Genomic DNA, 19,565 nt, shown 5'->3' on the forward strand with positions numbered 1-19,565 from the left:
ACTTAAAGCGAAAACATTCTAATGACATTGTTTTTTTGATGTGTTGTCAAATAAGGACGTGACTCGCCTTTCTATAAAAATAAGAAAGGAGAAAACTCATGAATAAAACACTAGGTAGTACGCTCATTACCTCCGGAACAATGATTGGTGCAGGAATGCTTGCTATGCCACTCACATCCGCAGGAATGGGATTAATGTTCACCATTCTTTTACTTTGTATTTTATGGGTATTATTGACATATAGTGCATTGCTTTTTGTCGAGGTGTATCAAACGGCAGAATATGATGCCGGAATAGGTACGTTAGCATCACAATATTTTGGAAGGTTGGGAAGAATCGTTGCAACAAGCGTATTAATGATCTTTTTATATGCTTTATTATCTGCTTATGTCACGGGAGGAGGCTCAATTCTTGCCTCAACATTGCCAGATTTTGCAATGCCTAATCTGAAAATGAAAGCCTCTATCCTACTATTCACCATATTTTTTGGCATTTTTATCATTATTGGTACACAAATTGTCGATATACTAAATCGCATCTTGTTTGTATCTATGCTCTTAGCATTGCTCGTTGTTTTAGGTTTAATGATTCCTGAAATCAAATTGGATAACCTTATGGCAATGCCAATAGATAATGCTTTACTCATTTCAGCAAGCCCGGTTTTCTTTACTGCGTTTGGATTCCATGGTTCAATTCCATGTCTGAATAAATACCTTGAAGGAGATATAAAAGCACTCAGAATTTCGATCATTTTTGGTTCTGCAATTACTTTAATTAGCTACATTCTATGGCAATGTTCAACTCATGGCGTATTGAGTCAAACAAAATTTCTCGAAATACTCCATCAAGATCCGACACTAAACGGGCTTATTGAAGCGGTTAGAATAATTACTAGAAGCAGTATTATTGCAGGCATAGTCAAAATCTTCTCGGCTCTTGCATTGATCACTTCTTTCTTAGGTGTTGCGCTAGGTTTACTTGAATGTATTGAGGATTTGCTCAAACGTGCCTGTAATATTTCAGCGAATCGGTTATGCCTAGGATTTTTAACTTTCCTTCCCCCGCTACTGTTCGCATTTTTTTATCCTGAAGGTTTTATTTTAGCACTGGGCTACGCAGGACAAATGTTTGCACTCTATGCTGTTGTATTACCGGCAGCATTAGTATGGAAAGCACGAAAACATCACCCAAATCTTCCCTATCGCGTTATTGGAGGCAAGAGTATTCTAATAGTAATATCTATTTTAGGTATTATAATTGTCAATATCCCTTTCTTTATAAAACTAGGATTTTTACCAGTGGTTATTGGCTAATAAAAAATTGGCATTCTTATTTAGAATGTCAATTTAAATTTATTTTTCATTCTTAATATTTTTTAAATATCGATAAACGCTAGGCTCTGATATTCTTAAATACTTTGCGACAAAAGGTACAGCACCTTTAATATTAAATATTCCTTTTTCAAATAGAACTCGTATAGAATTTTCTTTTTGTCTTAATGTTAAACTTTTATCTGAGTCTAATAAAGTAAGATCTATATACTCAGATAAAATATCCTCAACCGAATTTTCAAGTTTTTCCTGACTAATTATTTCAGACTCTTCCATTTCTGCAAATGCAGAATCAATACCTAATAAATTAACAAACACCCCTAAATTTTCTAATGAAATGAGTTTACTCATTGTATCGACAAGCTCTGAAGTATCATGATTAATACATAATATCCCTTCTAGTTTATCACCATTTTTTATAAAGTAAGTCGAACCTCGAATAAGTTTATTGGAATCCCCCACTGCTTTATAATTAGAAATAAAATCTTTATCTAAATAAACTTTATCCTGTAGCATATTTAATGCAAAAGAGCTTAGCGGTGAAGATAGGGTTCTGCCACTCACATGATTATTCGCTATCGCCTCCATTGAAGTTTTATTTTTCTCAACAGAATGAAAAACCACCTCATATTTTGGTCCAAGCACATTACCTAAAAAATGAGTTAACCCAATAAAATACTTCTTTTGTACATTATTCATAATATTGTGACTTAGTCCCTTTTATTAAATGCTAGTATTTATGATTAATAAAAAGGCATATCTAAAAATATGCCTAAATAATGAAATAATTTATATTTATAACTTAACTTCTAGCTTCTCATAAGCCCGTTTTACTTTCTCTAGGGCTTTTTCAACCGAAATATCACGAGCTAACATCACCCCTAAGCGTCGATGCCCATTGACCTCGCCTTTACCGAATAATCGGATATTGGTGTGAGGCTCAACAAGGGCTTTATCAATTCCACCAAATTGGATGTTTTTTGATTTTCCTTCTACCACAATGGCTTTGGATGCCGATGGGCTGATAAGCGTAATTTCAGGAATCGGTAAACCTAAAATAGCTCGAGCGTGGAGGGCAAATTCAGATAATTCCTGTGAAATTAAAGTCACCATACCGGTATCATGCGGACGTGGTGAAACTTCATTGAAAATTACCTCATCACCACAAACAAACATTTCCACGCCGAAAATACCTCGTCCACCTAACGCACCTGTGATTTTTTCAGCAATAGCCTGCGCTTTTTGTAATGCACTATCAGACATAGCTTGCGGTTGCCAAGATTCACGATAATCTCCATCTTCTTGGCGGTGCCCGATAGGTGCGAGGAAACTCGTTCCATTGATATGACGAACGGTTAATAAGGTGATTTCATAATCAAATTTAACGAAACCTTCTACAATGACACGTCCGGCACCGGCCCGCCCGCCTTCTTGCGCATAATCCCATGCTTTTTGTAAATCCGCTTTTGATTTCAAAATACTTTGCCCATGACCGGACGAAGACATAATCGGTTTTACCACACAAGGAATACCGATTTTTTCTACCGCACTTTGGAAATCTTCAAAGTTATCCACAAATTGGTAAGCTGAGGTTGGTAAACCTAATTCTTCTGAAGCCAAACGACGAATACCTTCTCGGTTCATCGTGAGTTGTGTTGCTTTTGCCGTTGGTACAACATTAAAACCGGCTTGTTCCAATTCCACTAAAGTCGCCGTGGCAATCGCCTCCACTTCAGGCACAATATAATCAGGTTTTTCCTTTTCTACCAAGGCTTTCAATGCCTCACCGTCTAACATCGAAATGGTATAAGCACGGTGTGCTACTTGCTGTGCCGGTGCGTTTTCATAGCGATCTACGGCGATGACTTCTACACCTAAACGTTGCAGCTCAATCACTACTTCTTTACCTAACTCGCCGGAGCCAAGCATCATCACTTTCGTTGCATTCGGGCTTAATGCGGTACCAAGGGTTGTCATATTGTCTCCTTATTTTAACAACGATTCGTCAAGAGAAAGATCATCGTTTTTGTTCACACCCACGCCACGTGCAATGACATTTTTTGCAATTTCATGAGCTTCATCAAGAGAATGTTCCGTATAAGTGCCACATTGATAAATATTTAATTCTGGGATAGCAGACTGATCTTTCACATTCAAAATATCTTGCATTGATGCTAACCATGCTTGCACCACTTGTTGCTCATTTGGCGTGCCGATTAAAGACATATAAAAACCGGTGCGACACCCCATTGGCGAAATATCAATAATTTCCACGCTATCATTATTTAAATGATCACGCATAAAACCGGCAAATAAATGCTCAAGAGTATGAATCCCTTTTGGTGGTAGAATTTCTTTATTTGGGATACAAAAACGTAAGTCAAAAATTGTAATATCATCACCTTTTGGAGTACGCATTGTTTTCGCAATACGCACAGCAGGAGCATTCATTTTGGTGTGATCCACTTTAAAGCTGTCAAGTAATGGCATGATTCTTTCCTTTTAAATCAGTTAGTTGTAAATATTCTTCAAGAAATTGTCAGTTTTTCCAATTCTCTTTGAACTTTCCTGCAAAGCCTCAGTCTTATAGAGTAAGCAACTTGCAGTTGTTTAATAAAATTGGTTCCTTAGGTTATTCGCCCTTCACTCGTTGAAGGGCTTTTTTTTTTGGCATTTTATAATAAGAACGGCGTACTTAAAAACAATAACAGCATATAACGCACTAATTTACCAAGAAAAATAAACAGGCAGCTTGCCGTAAAGTTTAAACGCAACCAACCCGCAATGGCACAAAATAACCCCCCCACAACGGGAAGCCAGCTCAATAATAATGCCACTGAGCCATAACGTTGAAACTTTTCCATCACCCATAAAGTGCGGTCGTTTTTACCTTCAAATTTAGGAAACCAACGTCCAATCGCATAAGTCGTGAGACTTCCCAAACCATTTCCCAATGTGGCAATAAAAACAAGCCCTAAAATATCCGCACTTATCACAGAATTAAGAGTTAATTTGGGAATAGCCAATGTCATAAATACAATTTCCGAATTACCGGGCAGCACAGTGGCGCTTAAAAAAGCACTGGCAAACATTAACCATAATGCGTGACTCTGCCAAAAGTCAGCCCAAAAGCTAAAGGAAAACCAATCCATAGCTAGATATCCGGCTGATAAGTCCGAATATAATGTTCACGATCCGTTTCGGTAATTTCTCGCACGACACGACAAGGATTGCCAAAAGCAAGAACGTTATTCGGCAGATCTTTACTAACGACACTGCCTGCGCCAATAACGACATTATCGCCAATGGTTACTCCCGGCAAAATCACCACATTACCGCCAATCCATACGTTATTACCAATGGTAATTGGTTTTGCCTGCTCCCAGCCAATATTACGCAATTCTGCATCTAAAGGATGACCTACAGTATAAAGACTCACATTAGGGGCTAACATTACATCATCACCAATAGTGATACCACCATTATCTAACATCACGCAATGATAATTAGCAAAGAAATTTTTCCCCACTTTGATGTTAATCCCATAATCACAGTGAAAAGGCGCGTTAATAGAGGTGGTTTCATCCGCTTGAGCAAACAATTTTCTGATTAATTTATTTTGCGTTTCATCATCATTCGGTGAAGTGCGGTTAAATTCAAACAAGATTTCCCGAGCCTGTCTGCGCATATTTTTTAATTCCGGTTCTGCCGGTAAATGCGCCAATCCTGCCATCATTTTTTCATATTCTGTCATTTTTATGCCTTAATAATTTGCTGAGTGCGAACATCAAAAACATCCATACCTGCATTTAATCCAGCCTGAACACCTAAATCCGCATCTTCAAATACAATGCAATTTGTCGGGTTCACCCCCGTTAATTCCGCACAACGTAAAAACGTTTCCGGATGCGGTTTGTGTTCTTTTACATCATCGGCACTGACAATAGCATTGAAATAAGGCGCAATAGCGAGTTTATCCATTAACATATTGATTAAATGGCGGTGAGATCCGGAACCCAATGAAATCGGTTTTTTCTGATGATAATGTCGAACAATGTCAAAGGTGGGAAGCAATTTCGATTCGGTAGGAATTAATTGATAAGAGAGTACCCGTTTCGCTTCAATCACTTCATCAAGGTGGCGTTGCGGCATACCGGCTTTTTCCATAATCGCCGAGGCAATGGTTCTCACCGTTGCCCCGCCTAGCTGATACATAATTTGGCTATCAAAATCATAACCGAACCTTTCACCCACCATTCCCCAAGCGCGGGCATGTACCGGCATAGTATCAATCAATGTGCCGTCCATATCAAAAATCAACCCTTCATAACGGTTAAAAAGTGCATTGTCTATCATATTTATTTGTTAATTCCTTATGCGTTTTATGATTTGTTACAGATTTGTGATCTCTGCACTGTTTTCTTTAGCTAAAGTGCGGTAGATTATGAGGGTGATTTTAGTGTAACAGGAGCAAAAATGCGACTGCTTGATCAGCTTGAGCGTTGGAAATTACGCGGACAGATTAATCAGCCGATTATTGAAATTGTGCTTCAACTGCGTGATCGCCTCAAAAAGCATTGGAAAGCGGATGTGAATACCACATTAGTCAATATGTTATTGTTCCATATCGCCTGTAGTTTAGGCCGTATTGACCGCGGCGGTTGTGCTTCTCCGCTTTATCAGGAAATATTTGAGGAAATTCAACACGCGACTGTTTTTCCTCAAGTTTTGGCGGTTCACGAAGATCTCCTTTCTTTCATACCTTTCGAGATTCCTCATGCAGAACAAACCTATTTTTTGGCAAATGTTTATTCGTTGCTACTGGAACAAGAACATATTTGCCAATTAGCAACAACCGCTCCTGCCGACTAACTAAATACCAACCCTAATCCCAATTCTTTCAATCCGTTACTTTCTTGTCTAAGCTCGTTAAAAATCAATGGGTTGTGTTCAAGATAACCTTGTTCAAACTCCAATGTCCAATCCTTAAAAGTGCGGTTAGTTTTGAGGGTGATTTTTTGGGTTTTATCTGTGGCTTGGCGTGATTTATTTAAAATGACGGCAAGGCGCAATAATCGAATTAGCGACAATACATCCCGTTCATCATAGCGGGCAAATTTCACCAAATCCGTCATTTTTAATATGCCAATATGCAAACGAACAAGTAACACAAGTAAGCGTTGTTGTTCACGGTCAAATCCTGGTAATTTCATATTTTGCAGAATGTAGGCTGAATGTTTTTGCATACCTTTATGATTAATCACAATACCAACCTCATGTAAACGAGCTGCCCAAAGCAATAAATTCCGCATTTCTTCTGCAAGTTCCGGATTGCCCCACCCGGTATATTGATGCGCCAATAAATTTGCGCTCCCGGCTGTGCGGTGCGCTTGATCGGTATCAATATCAAACTGTTCCGTCAATCCCCATGCTGTACGAGCACGAATATCCGCTACTTGGAAATTTTTCTCAAGGCTGTACATCACCCCTTCACGCAATGCACCATCAGAATAACGCATGTGTTCAATATTAAACACATCGAATACGGCATTTAAAATAGCCAATCCCGGGACAAACACATCTACCCGCTCCGGATTCAATCCGATAATATTTAATTCACTAAAATGTTTCGCACGTAAAGTCTGTTCAATTAAATCCTCTAAACGTGCTTTCGTGATAATCCCATTTGGGTCTAAGGTGGTTGCAATGACCTGATGTACCGCTTTTATCGTACCGGACGAACCCAATACGGATTGCCAACCCAGATTACGGTATTCCCAGCCTAAATCTTCAATTTTATTCGTTGCATTTTGATAAGCTTTTTCAAAATTTTCTTTGGAAATTTCACCGTTTTTAAAATATTTTGATGCAAAACTTACACAACCCATATGACGGCTTTCCGCTACAATCGGGGTGAAATCATCACCAATGATCATTTCGGTCGAGCCACCGCCGATATCAATCACTAATTTTCTGCCTTTTTCCGGCTGAGTATGACACACACCGGCATAAATTGTTTTAGCCTCGGTTTGCCCGCTAATAATATTTATCGGATAAGGAAATACCTTTGCCGCCTGACGTAAAAATTCATCATTATTGACCGCTCTTCGCAACGTGTAAGTACCCACTACACTCACGTTTTCTTGGGAAAAGCCTTGCAAACGTTCCGCAAAGAGTGCCAAGCAGTCCACACCGCGGGTTATTGCTTCTTGATTTAACACACCATTTTCATCTAACCCTTCGGCCAATTTCACTTTTTGCTTTAAACGTGATAATACCTGAATTGAGCCATTCATAATGCGTGCCACAATCATATGAAAACTGTTTGAACCAAGATCAATGGCGGCAATTTCCCGCACATTCGCACGAGAGTAAGGTAGAGTGTCTTGTGTTGATAGCATTTCGTTATCCATAAAAATGATTCCTAAAATTCAAATTGATAAAGTAAATCAAAAACTTGGTTTGTGCTAGAAACCGATTGAAAATAAAGTTGTGGTAATAAGCGATAACGCAGGGTAACTTCGGCTAAACCATCAAATAAACCTACCCCATATTTTACTTGTAAGCGTTTGCCAATATTACCGCTTACTTGCACTTTAGAATTATCACCCACACCGGCAGTACCAAGGTTCAAATCTTGAATCCCAAAGGCTTCCCCAATACCGCCCACAAGTTTACCGCTCTTCGCCAAACCCATACCAAGCAAAGCAGCCCCTACGGAACCACCGCTTCCCGCTTGTCCACTGTCCTCCAAAGAACGCCCCGTTAATAAATAGGAAAGGGCTTGATCTTGCGGCTTACTTGGGTTTGTGAATACTGTAACTTCCGGATTCGTTGCCACACCGACCACTTTTACACCGGCGGTGATATTGCTGTCCTCCATGGCTTCCGGATTACGGATCGCCTCAATATTTAACATAGGTTGCGAAGGTAAACCGGCGAAATTAATTTGCCCTTTGCGAATCAGCAAGTCCTGTCCAAAAGAAGCATAACGCCCATTTTTCAAATCAATTTGACCATACAAGCCTAACCGCCCCTTATCCTGTTTTACCGAAAGCAAACCTTCTAAATTTGATTTGAAACCATAGGCATCAAAATGCACATCGTTGCCAATTTTGATTTTCAAATCAGAACGAATTTCCATACCGGATTGGGTGGTAGAAGCAAATTCACGGTTAATTAATTCCTCTTTACTTTTACGTGGTCCGTTCAAAATAACTTCATCTTCACTCACCGGTTCTGCATTATCGGGCAAAGAATCGACTTTAATACGTGCCCACGGGATCGCAACATCGCCCGATACTTCTAATAATTTGGGCGTTGCCTTTGCCAATACATTGGCAGAAAGACGGAGTTTACCCATAGAAGGCAGATCGAGCTTAAAATTCTCCGTTTCCGCCCGCACTTCCGTATTCCAATTGGCTAAATTTGCCCAATTTGCACGACCGGTCATCGTTAAACGTCCTTCCGGCGTTTGAACATTGCCTTGCAGGGTCGAATTTGTGCCGTTAAAACGAATGGCAATATCACCACTGGTCACTTCAAAGGGGAGCATTTTCAGTTTGCTTTTCATATTACGAACATCAAAATGCCCATTCAATAGCGGTTTTTCAAGATTTCCCGCCAATGTGAGTGTCGAGGCAATTTCACCATTGAGGCTTTCGCCATTACTCAACAGCTGATTTACCAATGATAAATTCAAACGCTCAATGTTGAATGTTCCGCCAAGATGACGAGCACCGCTTAAATCACTCAATTTCAAATCCGTATGAATACGGCCTTGATTTTGCACATTGATATCAGATTTTAATGTCAGATTATTATGTTGAATATCCGCATTGATCGCCAATTTAGGAATATTCAGCTTAAAAGTACGATAATCCAACTTTTGTGCAACAGCAAGATTATCGCCGATTAAGGCAATATTTAAAGTGAACGGCTTATCACTAAACCACGCCACTTTTCCTTCACTACGAAGTTGGCCTTTTAGGCTATCTTGTTTAGTAAATTTATTCACCAAATCCAAATTAATGCGCTTCACATTAAACGGAATTTCGCCACTTGTACCTGCCGTAAACGTTTGAGGGAAACACAAATCCACGTCCGTATTTATCCAACAATGTGCTCCAACTGAGACTTGTGTTTTTTTATTATCATAAGTAACGGGAATAGATTGATTCGATTTTACCTCGCCAATCGGCGTATCAATTTTTACCTGACTCAGACTACCTTGCCATTTTTGAGAAGTGCGGTCAAAATTCCCGGTGATTTGCAAATTCGCCGCAGCAGGCTCACCTTGAGAGACTAAAACCAATTTGTGATTTTTTTCATCACCGGAAAACGTTAAATTGACAGCACGCATTGCCACTGAATCACCATAGCGAATATTGCCGCCTTTCACGCTCAAATCTCCTTTCAGCAGCGGTGCACCCGACAGATTGCCTTTAACTGCCGCGTTGGCAATATTTAAGGTTTGCCAGTGAAGATTTTGAGTGTTGAGATCAAGGGTCACATTCGGTTCGCTAAATTTGCCTTTTATTACGGCCTTTCCAATCACAGAACCCGATAAATCACCATACAATCCCCGTAAATTGGGTGCATTAATATCCAATGCTAAATCAGATTGTTCACTCAATATACCTTTAGCGTAAATCCGATTATCACCGTAATTTAGCAAGAGTTCTGGAGTATTTAGCAACACCTTATCGCTCAATACTAGGTTACCTTTCAAACTTAACGGGCGGTTAGAAAGTGTACCGTTTAAATCCAACTTAGGTATATCCACATACCAACCTTCACGCCCCGCTGCCCCTGATGTCGCCAATTTACCGGATAGCACCGCCGGCATTGTAGGGACGTAAGGGCGGATACTCATTTTATCTAGACTCGTATCCAGATTCCATTTCACGCCGTATTTCCAGCTTACCGATCCGCTCAATTTCGCCATACCGCCAAGCGCCGCGAGGTCTAATTGATTGATCTTTACTTCATATAATTTGCCTTCGGCATCAAGAGTTAAATGAGTAGAAGGAATATGCTCCATGCCTTCAACCTTACCCTCAAACTCCGCACTATAATTCAGTAAATCACCGCTTAATTTCAAGGCTACATCATTCAATTTAAGTGGCGACAATCCCTCTGCAAAAGCATATTGCCCCTTAGACGCTTTTAAGGAGAGATTCAGCGGCATTTTTTCTTCCGCTAATTTGATCTCACTATTCAACTGCGCATCCAGCAGCCCTTTTGTTGTTAAAGAAAGTGCGGTCGTTTTTTTCAATGATCCTGAAAGGGAAAATTGCACATCACTTTTAGGGAAAATTTCTTTTCCTTCAGATTGAATGGCATTCAGTTTGGAAGTCAAAGTCAAATTCACCGGAAAATCGCCATTAAGTCGCAATAACCCCTGTGAAGTTAAATTGCCTAAGGAACTTTCTAACGCTAATTTTTTAAGTTGAACATCATGCCCAATGGCATCGGCTTGTAAAATCAAATCCTGCAAAGTAATGCGTTGCAATTCTTCAGATTGTTCGTTTTGAGAGACATATTGCCAATCCTTCGCAACAAGGCTTGGAACGTGAATATCAAAGGGTAGATTCACTGCATTTAAATTTCCTAAAAATGCCGGAGTCAGATTTTGTTCAATTGCCTCCCAATCTATCGGTTGATTATTTTTCGGTTCAGCCGGTTTTTCTGTTTTGCTGAGTTGAACGGTTGTTACGTTAAGTTTATTAAATTCTGTGGACGCTAGGGTCAAACCCGATTCATTATTTAAACTGACCGCACTTTGAAAATGTTCAAGGGCAATGTAGGTTTGGTCAAGTTGAAGATTGAGATCTTCTACCGTCACATTTTTCACATCAAGACTGACCGGCAAATTCACTTTTTCCATCTCATTATTTTCAGCCTGCCGAGGTTCTGAGGGAGGTAATTTTGATGTATCAATTAAAATATTAGGAGATTGTACGGTAATATCTTCCACACAAATTTTGCGAGAAAGTAAACAACCAAAATCCAGTTGTAGGCGAGCTTGAGCAATTTGGGTATCAATACCCGCCGTTTGATAACGTATATTGTGCAATACTAAACCTTGTTGCAAGCCGCCTTCCATATGTTCAATAGAAAGATCATCAAGCAGTTTATCTACCAACTGAATGAGGCTCTGTTGCCCCACATCAAAAGAGAGCATTCCCACAAAGGCAAAAATAGGTACAAAAATGACCGCACTTCCCACACATAAGGCTTTACGTAAGCAAGTTTTTTTCTTCTTGAATTTAGGTTGCGGTGGCGCTTCTTCCGTTTGTTTGATTTCTTGTTCCGACATAATGTCACCTAAATCTCTGTGCCTAAGCCAATATAGAATTGAATGTTTTTACTGTCATCTTTGTCGCGTATTGGTGTCGCAATATCAAATTTAATCGCGCCCACAGGTGATGCCCAACGCACTCCTAAACCCGCGCCATATCGTAATTCTTCATTGCTAAAACGGTTTGCCGCAAGCCCGGCATCCACAAAGGCTGCCCCCCACCAAGAAGGGTAAACTTGGTATTGATATTCAAAGGAGCCTGTAAGTAAACGGGAGCCGCCCACTAGTTTGTTATTACGATCTTTCGGAGAAATTTTTTTATAGCCGTAACCACGCACACTACGATCGCCACCTGCAAAAAAACGTAATGTCGGCGGAATCTTATTAATATCTTTGGTATGTAAATAGCCGATTTCAGCACGGGTAAGAATACGGTGATTTTCCGCATAAGTACGAATCCAACCCGTTGAAGCCTGCACTTTAAAAAAGCTCGCATCAGAAAGCAGACCTTTGTAAGCAACATCAACGGTAATTTTCTGTGAATCGCCCCAAGTTGGGAACACTCCGCCACGTAAACGGATGCGATTCAATCCACCAGTGGGATAAACCAAAAGGGTTTTATCCTCAATATCAGCTTGAGTAAATTTATCATAACGCGCACGTACACCGGCAAAATATTGCCAACCTTCATCATGATTCCAATAACGCAGCCCTGCTAAAGTAATCGCAGTGGTTTTGGTATCATTTTTATCCTCATTTTCCAAACCGCCGGAAAATTCGTAATAATAATTCAATGGATTTTTTAATAGTGGGATTTTATAGGAAACCTCAAGGGTTTGTTTCAGAGAAGAAACATAAAGGTTAGTACGGAAACTATGCCCACGATTATTGATCCAAGGTTTTGTCCAACCAATTTGCAAATGCGGGCCGGTATCCGTGGCGAATCCAATACCAAGCTCCATGGCATTTTTCTTACGCGGATTCAACAATACGTCTAAATTAACCACTTTATGTTGCTCATCCACATGCGGTTGTAACAAAACGGAACTGAACCAGCCGGTGGAAGAGAAATCATTTGTCAATCCGGAAAGTTGGCTCAATAAATAAGGATCACCGGTCCGAATCTTCAACATATTTTGCAAATAATCTTCACGGATCTGTGAACGACTGAATTTAATCTCGCCATAACGATAACGAACGCCACTGTCGAACAACATTCGCCACCAAGCTTGATGGGTTTCCGGACTGATTTCTAAACGGGAAACGGTAAATTTTCCATCTAAATAGCCACGTGCGAGGGCAAGAGTAGAAATACTACTTTTATAATCATCATATTTTTGGTGTTCGACCAATTCTCCCTCTTTAGGTAAATTTTTACGTAATCCCTCAAAATTCTCATCTTGTGCCGCTTCACCCTCAATTTTAACATCCACATCTGCAATTCTGCTTGGCTCTCCCGGTTTGACGTGAGCGATCAATAAATCACGACCGGTTTTACGCTTCTTTAATTCAAAGGTGACGGATGAATCATAGTAACCAAATACACGCAAGCCTTTATCAACAGCCTCCGTAACCAGTTGTTTATAACGGTCGGAGCCATCCATTTCTTCTTTATTAATCAGCTCAACATTAAGCTGCGTGTTGCGAATTGCCCGTTCCCCCCGAATACCACGAATATCAATGTCCACAGTTTGTTCTGCAAATGCAGAAAATGCAGGGAAATACAATAAAAGTGCGGTCAGTTTGAGAAGGGATTTTTTCATTTTTAATTCGCTAAGTATAATAAAAAATAACAATTAACGGCGCTAGTTTACCCTAAACTTTAAGGGGTTGAAGGTTTTTTTTAATCATTTAATAAAATACAAAAAATGCGGTTAAAATCAACCGCACTTTTCTTTTAATAACCGGAAAACTTTACTTCCTGCACAATTCGTTTAGCCGTAGCAATAGGCAATTGCCCGATAAAGGTGATTTCCTTGTTGCCAACTACCTCGCTATACAGGGTATATTCACCTTGTTTCCAAGCTTGATCCGGATTTAACTGTTGGCTTTCCGCCTCGGTGACATATAGCGTAAAGGTAAACAACCCATCACTAAATAAAGTGCTGTCAATCATTTCTCCGTCAAATAAATCTTGGCTGTGACGAAGAATTTCAAACCCTTTTGGCAACCAGCTTGGTTTCCAATTTAGAGAAGAAACCGCATTTTGCGTTTCATTTAGTAATGGCGGCATGGAAACCTTATTTAAATACTCCGTTAATCCTTTTAAACGATCATCAATATAAAGCGTGACTACACGAAACTGATCAAGTAATTTACCATCCCTGTCAAGCATATCGCTACGCAATAATAAGCCGTTTTCTTCATCAACAAAAACTAAGTATTGATAGCGAAAATCATCTTTCGGCACAATACGAATGGTATCTACGAAACGTCCGGCAACACGGCTTTTCCCTAAGGGAATAAAATCATAATTTTCTGCTAATTTATTAAAATTACTACGAATCACCGCAGGTAAAGCATCAACAATATTTCCGCTATTCAATGTAAAAGCCCGTGAATCCAATTGAAAATAACTCACTAGATTATCACGCTGAATAATTTCCTGCTGATCGCCGTCCAGTGTGACAAGCTGTGCGTAAGTTTTGTTATCCCGTTTGATATGACGATAACGGAAAGAATCCATATTAGAAGGCGATGTCTGCACGAAGGCGATTTCGTAATTGAGATTGTTCACCGCGTTTGCCATTTTTTCCAAGGTTTTCTTTGCCGAAAGTCCTTCCGCCGAAACAGAAGAACTAAGCAAAGATATAAGCAAAAGTGCGGTCAATTTAAGAGAGTTTTTTTTCATAACTTCTTTACAATTAATAAAAAAATTCACCATGCCATCACAAAGATTGGTGGTGAATTTATTTGTTCATTTGTTGATTTAATAATTATTTTGCTTGATTAGTACCGATATTCAATGTATCGGCATGCATACGGCGCTGTAATTCATAATTTTGTAACATTGCACCAATCCGGCGATTTTTTTGTTCCATTTGGTCAGTTGTTGCGACATCTTTAGTCGGAGCGTTATAACTGACCTCTTGAACAGCATTATTAAATGGTAATGTTTGTAAAATCGGGGTTTCCGGCGCATTACTTACATCATTTTTCGCATTAAAGGATTGTACGCCAAGCACGGCAACCAAACACACACCGGCAGCCACAGCAATTTGTGCCATAGGTGCAAAGAAAGACTTAAATTTACGCATAAACGGCAAGCGTTGTGTTTCTTCAGGTGTTGGCTGGGATTGAATAATTTCAGTTTTTTCAATTTCTTCACGTTCAATCAGATCTGCCATTTTTGCGGTAAAATCAGTACCTAAAATGACCGCACTTTCTTTACGCATTACCGCACGAGCCACATGATAAGTAGCCCAAGATCGATGCAAAGATTCATCTTCACAGAGTTCCTCTATGAATGCTGCATCCACCTGTTCGCCATCCATACAGGCTGAAAGTAACTCTTTTTGCATTTTAATCTCCCACTTTATTAACGTTGCATAAGCGGTTGTATTTTGTTTTCGATAATTTCACGCGCACGGAAAATTCGAGAACGCACAGTGCCTACGGGACAGTTCATAATTTCTGCGATATCTTCGTAGCTTAATCCTTCTAATTCACGAAGCGTAATCGCACTCTTTAAATCTTCCGGCATACCATTAATCGTATCAAATACGATTCTTTCCAGTTCGTCGGATAACATTTCATTTTCTGGGGTATCCACATCACGGAGATGAGTTCCTACATCGTAGCCCTCGGCATCTTCTGCCAAAATATCTTCGCTCGGTGGACGACGTCCTTGCGCCGTTAAATAATTTTTTGCCGTATTTACGGCAATTCGATACAGCCAAGTGTAGAACGCACTATCTCCCCGGAAAGATTCGATGGAACGATAGGCTTTTATAAAGGATTCCTGCACAACATCAGGAATATCATTACGCGAAACATAGCGGGTAAGTAACCCAGCTACTTTATTTTGATAACGCGAAACCAATAAATTAAAGGCTTTTTTATCGCCTTGTTGTACCTTTTCTACCAAAGCTTGATCCGTTAGCTGCTCAGCCATATTTCTCCTAACACTATGCCTAACACGCCTTAATATTCAAGACATCAAGCTCTAACTTGCTCTATCTGACATAAACGAGTTCAAAAAGTTCAAAGATTAAAAAATAAATTTATAGTCAACTGAGAGTAGACTGTTCGTGATGTTGACACTCCAAACTATAATTTGGATCTGTCTTCGTGATGGTCGAAATAATATCAACCGTCTTCTGCCGCCAAAAGCTCAATAAAGGTGGGATCCGTTTCACGGTATTGCACGCAGTATCCGCGTTCCCAATCCAACAGCAAGGATTCAGAGGTGACATTATCCACCATATACTCAATTTTTTGCAACAACGTGCGGAGGATTTTTAGCTATGTTGATCAGCTGTCCGATTGTATGTAATATCGCTCGAACTACGCTGGCTCGTATATGAGGACAAAACCGCTTCAACCTAAACCTAGGCATAATCTATTTCATTATAAAAAACTTTATTTTAATTAATATATACCTTATCTGCTTCAATCCACATATCTATATCCTTTTTCCCTGAATAAAAAACTCGATACCACTTTTTATTAGCTTTATCTATTCGACTTGAAAGTATTAATACCTTATCATCTTTAACTAAATACATCTTACTTTTGCTTCCATTTTTTTAAACTTTTGTTTGTTTTTCTTACCATATTTATAGTATTTCTAATATCACTTGAAGAATATTTATATGTCCCCAAACTTTCATTTCCGAATGCACTGTTTTCGAATATTGTTCATGCCAAAAAACAATCTTAATAGGCTTTTCCGTCTTGCTCATAAACTTGGATGAAAGACGAATCTTCCGTGTTCATCTGCCCGTAATGGTGATTCACTTACCGGATATGGGTTTTATGTTTGGGGAGAAGATAGGCTGATTCAGTGTACTGTGTAGGTTCTGCCTGCGACTATAGGTTGCTCTGGGCTAAATTCCGGTTGTTAATTTTAAAAGAACAAAAAATCAACCGCACTTTATAAAAAATGCGGTTAATAATCTATTTAATTTATATCAACTGAGTCAGCTTTAATCCACATATTGATTTCTTTTTTTCCTTTATAGTTGATAAAATACCATTTTATCCCTTTATCATCTAATCTATCTTTAATGATTTTTATTCTATCCCCTTTAATTAAATACATATTTGATTTAATTAATTCATCTGAATACAAATAGGATTTGTCTTTGATTTTAACATAATTAGATTCCGAAATAAGTTTAGCTTGTTTTAAATACCCATAATTAGTTAACAAATTTATAGCATTATTAATTTCTGAAATATCATAATCAACTAATAATAGAACAGAAATATAATTATTTACTTCATATTCCACTTCATCTGTAAGTCTGTTATTTTTTATATAAGCAAATAAACTACCCCAAGCTATTGGCAATCCTATATTAGGAAAAACATATGATAAGAAATCATTTTCAGAACAAACTTCCACTCTAGCATCATCTTCATTAATAAAAATAGCATTATCCATATCTATAATTGCACACTTTGAATAATGAATTTTTTGATATTCATTATGGGTAACAAGAATATTTGAATCTAAATCATAGTTAACTCTTAAAAACTTTTTATCACCAGATAAATCTTCTGCGTTGCTCTGAAAAAATGTAACCTTAATACTTTCTTTATTTTTCTTGGAAAAACAATTTTTTTCTGCTAAATTTATATCTGCATCTAAAGGATTCTTTAATAATAATTTACTTTTACTTTTCTTATTATACAAAAATAACTGACTACAGCTAGAATCAGTCTTATCATAAAGTCGGTAATCATCATTCTCAAAAAGAACCACTTCTTTTGAAAAAACATTCAAGGAAAGTAATAACAATAATATTAGTAAATTTTTATTCATAGTTTCCCCTTCAGCTTTTTAAATCTATTAACCATGTCGGTACCCCGTCTGTGATTTCCATAATATTCTATGATTTCTCTCTCATAATTTTTATGCTCCTCTCCCCACGTGCTAGGATCCTTATTTATATTTGAATGAACTTTATAGAAATAATTTAAAGCCTCAGCAAAATCTTCTGCCACATTGCCCGGTCTATTAACATCATGATCTAACACTGTTGCCTTTCCCAAATTAGATTTCACATACTTAGATATTTGGTAATTATATCCTTTTGGCTTTTTAACCAACGCTTTATTATTTAATCTATCAATAAAATCTTCAATTTGTAAATCTTGATACTCTTCAATAATTACAGCTTCTGCAAAAATAGCTACAGCTTTACTAGGCACAAATTTAGTATAATTATCAACAGAATATCCCTCCCTCAAAAACTGCTTTAATCTTGAACCTGTCATGCCATTATAATAGGCAATATATTTATTGTTAACATTATTCACATCCCATCCACAACACTTAAAATATTTATTAAATAATGATGGGTATTGTTGTTTAAACTTAAACATTTGAATCGGTAATTCCCCTGCGCCAGAAGAATTAATTGTTTTTTGCATAGCACCAGCTGTTAATATTTCACTATCATAGGAATGAACAGCATCCATATTACCTTCATTCTCTGACATTGCTAGTAAAATAGTTTTTTCATCTTGAGTTATCCTGCCTGTAGAAATTAGATAGTCCCAACGTGAATAAGAACTAAGTTTTTTATTTCCCCAATAAACCGGTCCATAAGTTTTACCGTATCTAGTACACTTAATGGCATTAATAAGTTTCTTACCGCATTGACACTCTCCTTTTTTAGGCTTAGCAACATCAACCGGCTTACCATTAGCCTGACTTCGCTGTTCTATCGTATTTTCTTTTTTCTCACCATCTTGTTTTTTTTGTTCTTTTTTATCTATTTTTTCTGGCTTTTTAGACTGCTTTTGCTCTATTTTTTTATCCGATACCTCTGAATCCGGCATATTTCTCGTCCTAAAACCCAAAGGATAATACAGTTTCATTCCTTCCGCTAAATAATCGGAATAGTTTACTTGATTATGAAACATTAAAGCCTCCACAGTATTCACACCTAATTCGGCCTCAAGCTTCTCCCAACTATCCCCTTTTCTCACAAGATAATAAGCCCGCTGATAGTTTTTTTCCTCATTGTTTTCATTCGCAAGCGCTCTTGTGTTAATCGTATAAACAGCCGGTAAAAAAGCTTTAATTGATGTCTTTCCTTCCGGCCAAATAAATTTTTCCGTTTCTGAATGTTGTGTCTTTGGAAACTCGCTGTTCCAGAAACGGACAACCAGCTCTTTGGGTGAGCTTGGCGTAGATTCCACCCATTGTTTATTAATCCATATTTTTCCTTGGCTATCTGCTTTAGGAGGTAATCCTGTGACTAAATGACCATTCATATAGAGTTCAAAATAACAATAAGGCATAGCATTTCGTTCATTATCAAAAAACTCAATGCGATATAATTCTTGTTTTGCCATCTATTTTCCTATCTTATGTTATCAGTTGATTTTATTGCTTAACTTTCAATTTTCGCTTTGCCCACATAGACTTTCAATTGTTCAACGGTTTCACGATAAACTCGACCCGTTCGTGCATCTTCATCAAGCATTCCTTCTGTCACTCTCTCACCTTGACTGTCTAAAATCGTATAAGGCACTTTTTTCTCATTACAACGCCCATAAATATCATAAACATCCAAACGAGTTGAGTAATATGTATTCGGTGTGATGGCATTATTTATTAGGGTTTCAAACGGANTTACNCCTTCCGCTTCCCCCCCTTCTTGACACAACTCCCCCTCCACATACACATCCCCCACCAAGGTGATGCCTTCCCGGTTGATGATAATCGACCCGCCCGGACCACTGAGTTCTACCTG

General features: G+C 38.4%; 17 protein-coding genes. 2 read left to right on the forward strand and 15 right to left on the reverse strand.

The window, feature by feature from the left end:
* Positions 1–98 precede the first annotated feature (98 nt).
* Positions 99–1,313, forward strand: a complete 1,215-nt coding sequence (locus A3GE_RS0110780; RefSeq protein WP_018357272.1) for an aromatic amino acid transporter — start codon at positions 99–101, stop codon at positions 1,311–1,313.
* 39 nt (positions 1,314–1,352) lie between these two features.
* Here the strand turns inward: A3GE_RS0110780 and A3GE_RS0110785 are convergent, their stop codons facing one another.
* The 6 genes from A3GE_RS0110785 to A3GE_RS0110810 all read right to left on the reverse strand — a co-directional run bounded on the left by A3GE_RS0110785 (position 1,353) and on the right by A3GE_RS0110810 (position 5,687).
* Positions 1,353–2,030, reverse strand: a complete 678-nt coding sequence (locus tag A3GE_RS0110785) for a helix-turn-helix transcriptional regulator (RefSeq protein ID WP_018357273.1) — start codon at positions 2,028–2,030, stop codon at positions 1,353–1,355.
* A 96-nt stretch (positions 2,031–2,126) separates the two neighbouring features.
* Entirely contained in the window at positions 2,127–3,308 is a 1,182-nt protein-coding gene (gene purT / locus A3GE_RS0110790) for a formate-dependent phosphoribosylglycinamide formyltransferase (protein WP_018357274.1), read from the reverse strand.
* A 9-nt stretch (positions 3,309–3,317) separates the two neighbouring features.
* Complete coding sequence (gene luxS, locus A3GE_RS0110795) at positions 3,318–3,821, reverse strand: S-ribosylhomocysteine lyase (RefSeq protein ID WP_018357275.1); 504 nt, start codon at positions 3,819–3,821, stop codon at positions 3,318–3,320.
* 185 nt (positions 3,822–4,006) lie between these two features.
* Entirely contained in the window at positions 4,007–4,483 is a 477-nt protein-coding gene (locus A3GE_RS0110800; RefSeq protein WP_018357276.1) for a YqaA family protein, read from the reverse strand.
* A 2-nt stretch (positions 4,484–4,485) separates the two neighbouring features.
* The gene (locus A3GE_RS0110805; RefSeq protein WP_018357277.1) at positions 4,486–5,085 is read right to left on the reverse strand and encodes a sugar O-acetyltransferase; all 600 of its coding nucleotides are present in this window, start codon (positions 5,083–5,085) and stop codon (positions 4,486–4,488) included.
* A 2-nt stretch (positions 5,086–5,087) separates the two neighbouring features.
* Complete coding sequence (locus A3GE_RS0110810) at positions 5,088–5,687, reverse strand: beta-phosphoglucomutase family hydrolase (protein ID WP_018357278.1); 600 nt, start codon at positions 5,685–5,687, stop codon at positions 5,088–5,090.
* Positions 5,688–5,807: 120 nt separating this feature from the next.
* Here A3GE_RS0110810 and A3GE_RS0110815 point away from each other — a divergent pair, with 120 nt between their 5' ends.
* Positions 5,808–6,203, forward strand: a complete 396-nt coding sequence (locus tag A3GE_RS0110815; protein WP_018357279.1) for a PRD domain-containing protein — start codon at positions 5,808–5,810, stop codon at positions 6,201–6,203.
* On the opposite strand, the gene ppx is transcribed toward A3GE_RS0110815, so the two are convergent.
* The 9 genes from ppx to A3GE_RS12405 form a co-directional block, all read right to left on the reverse strand.
* Positions 6,200–7,744 carry an exopolyphosphatase gene (ppx, locus tag A3GE_RS0110820; RefSeq protein ID WP_018357280.1) on the reverse strand — a complete coding sequence of 515 codons (1,545 nt, stop codon included), beginning with the start codon at positions 7,742–7,744 and terminating at the stop codon, positions 6,200–6,202. The genes A3GE_RS0110815 and ppx overlap by 4 nt on opposite strands.
* A gap of 11 nt (positions 7,745–7,755) precedes the next feature.
* A complete protein-coding gene (gene tamB / locus A3GE_RS0110825; RefSeq protein WP_018357281.1) occupies positions 7,756–11,652 on the reverse strand; it encodes an autotransporter assembly complex protein TamB in 3,897 nt (1,298 codons plus the stop codon).
* A gap of 8 nt (positions 11,653–11,660) precedes the next feature.
* The gene (gene tamA / locus A3GE_RS0110830) at positions 11,661–13,397 is read right to left on the reverse strand and encodes an autotransporter assembly complex protein TamA (protein ID WP_018357282.1); all 1,737 of its coding nucleotides are present in this window, start codon (positions 13,395–13,397) and stop codon (positions 11,661–11,663) included.
* A gap of 134 nt (positions 13,398–13,531) precedes the next feature.
* A complete protein-coding gene (gene rseB, locus A3GE_RS0110835) occupies positions 13,532–14,485 on the reverse strand; it encodes a sigma-E factor regulatory protein RseB (protein ID WP_026215488.1) in 954 nt (317 codons plus the stop codon).
* A gap of 85 nt (positions 14,486–14,570) precedes the next feature.
* Complete coding sequence (locus A3GE_RS0110840; protein WP_018357284.1) at positions 14,571–15,155, reverse strand: sigma-E factor negative regulatory protein; 585 nt, start codon at positions 15,153–15,155, stop codon at positions 14,571–14,573.
* Between the two features lie 17 nt (positions 15,156–15,172).
* Positions 15,173–15,748, reverse strand: a complete 576-nt coding sequence (gene rpoE, locus A3GE_RS0110845) for an RNA polymerase sigma factor RpoE (protein ID WP_018357285.1) — start codon at positions 15,746–15,748, stop codon at positions 15,173–15,175.
* 194 nt (positions 15,749–15,942) lie between these two features.
* Complete coding sequence (locus A3GE_RS12455; RefSeq protein ID WP_256802919.1) at positions 15,943–16,077, reverse strand: hypothetical protein; 135 nt, start codon at positions 16,075–16,077, stop codon at positions 15,943–15,945.
* A gap of 679 nt (positions 16,078–16,756) precedes the next feature.
* Entirely contained in the window at positions 16,757–17,623 is an 867-nt protein-coding gene (locus tag A3GE_RS0110860) for a hypothetical protein (RefSeq protein WP_018357288.1), read from the reverse strand.
* Positions 17,620–19,164: a hypothetical protein gene (locus tag A3GE_RS12405; RefSeq protein WP_018357289.1), complete on the reverse strand. Its 1,545-nt coding sequence runs from the start codon at positions 19,162–19,164 to the stop codon at positions 17,620–17,622. Before A3GE_RS12405 ends, A3GE_RS0110860 begins: the two co-directional genes overlap by 4 nt.
* Positions 19,165–19,565 lie beyond the last annotated feature (401 nt).

Source organism: Rodentibacter pneumotropicus DSM 21403 (assembly GCF_000379905.1).
GTDB classification, from domain to species: domain Bacteria; phylum Pseudomonadota; class Gammaproteobacteria; order Enterobacterales; family Pasteurellaceae; genus Rodentibacter; species Rodentibacter pneumotropicus.

Coding starts and splice junctions, on each gene's coding strand:
- A3GE_RS12405 (WP_018357289.1), bottom strand. CDS start 19,164: ATGGCAAAACAAGAATTATATCGCATTGAGTTTTTTGATAATGAACGA.
- tamA (WP_018357282.1), bottom strand. CDS start 13,397: ATGAAAAAATCCCTTCTCAAACTGACCGCACTTTTATTGTATTTCCCT.
- A3GE_RS0110815 (WP_018357279.1), top strand. CDS start 5,808: ATGCGACTGCTTGATCAGCTTGAGCGTTGGAAATTACGCGGACAGATT.
- A3GE_RS0110840 (WP_018357284.1), bottom strand. CDS start 15,155: ATGCAAAAAGAGTTACTTTCAGCCTGTATGGATGGCGAACAGGTGGAT.
- purT (WP_018357274.1), bottom strand. CDS start 3,308: ATGACAACCCTTGGTACCGCATTAAGCCCGAATGCAACGAAAGTGATG.
- A3GE_RS0110785 (WP_018357273.1), bottom strand. CDS start 2,030: ATGAATAATGTACAAAAGAAGTATTTTATTGGGTTAACTCATTTTTTA.
- tamB (WP_018357281.1), bottom strand. CDS start 11,652: ATGTCGGAACAAGAAATCAAACAAACGGAAGAAGCGCCACCGCAACCT.
- A3GE_RS0110800 (WP_018357276.1), bottom strand. CDS start 4,483: ATGGATTGGTTTTCCTTTAGCTTTTGGGCTGACTTTTGGCAGAGTCAC.
- A3GE_RS0110805 (WP_018357277.1), bottom strand. CDS start 5,085: ATGACAGAATATGAAAAAATGATGGCAGGATTGGCGCATTTACCGGCA.
- A3GE_RS0110780 (WP_018357272.1), top strand. CDS start 99: ATGAATAAAACACTAGGTAGTACGCTCATTACCTCCGGAACAATGATT.
- A3GE_RS0110810 (WP_018357278.1), bottom strand. CDS start 5,687: ATGATAGACAATGCACTTTTTAACCGTTATGAAGGGTTGATTTTTGAT.
- ppx (WP_018357280.1), bottom strand. CDS start 7,744: ATGGATAACGAAATGCTATCAACACAAGACACTCTACCTTACTCTCGT.
- rpoE (WP_018357285.1), bottom strand. CDS start 15,748: ATGGCTGAGCAGCTAACGGATCAAGCTTTGGTAGAAAAGGTACAACAA.
- rseB (WP_026215488.1), bottom strand. CDS start 14,485: ATGAAAAAAAACTCTCTTAAATTGACCGCACTTTTGCTTATATCTTTG.
- luxS (WP_018357275.1), bottom strand. CDS start 3,821: ATGCCATTACTTGACAGCTTTAAAGTGGATCACACCAAAATGAATGCT.
- A3GE_RS0110860 (WP_018357288.1), bottom strand. CDS start 17,623: ATGAATAAAAATTTACTAATATTATTGTTATTACTTTCCTTGAATGTT.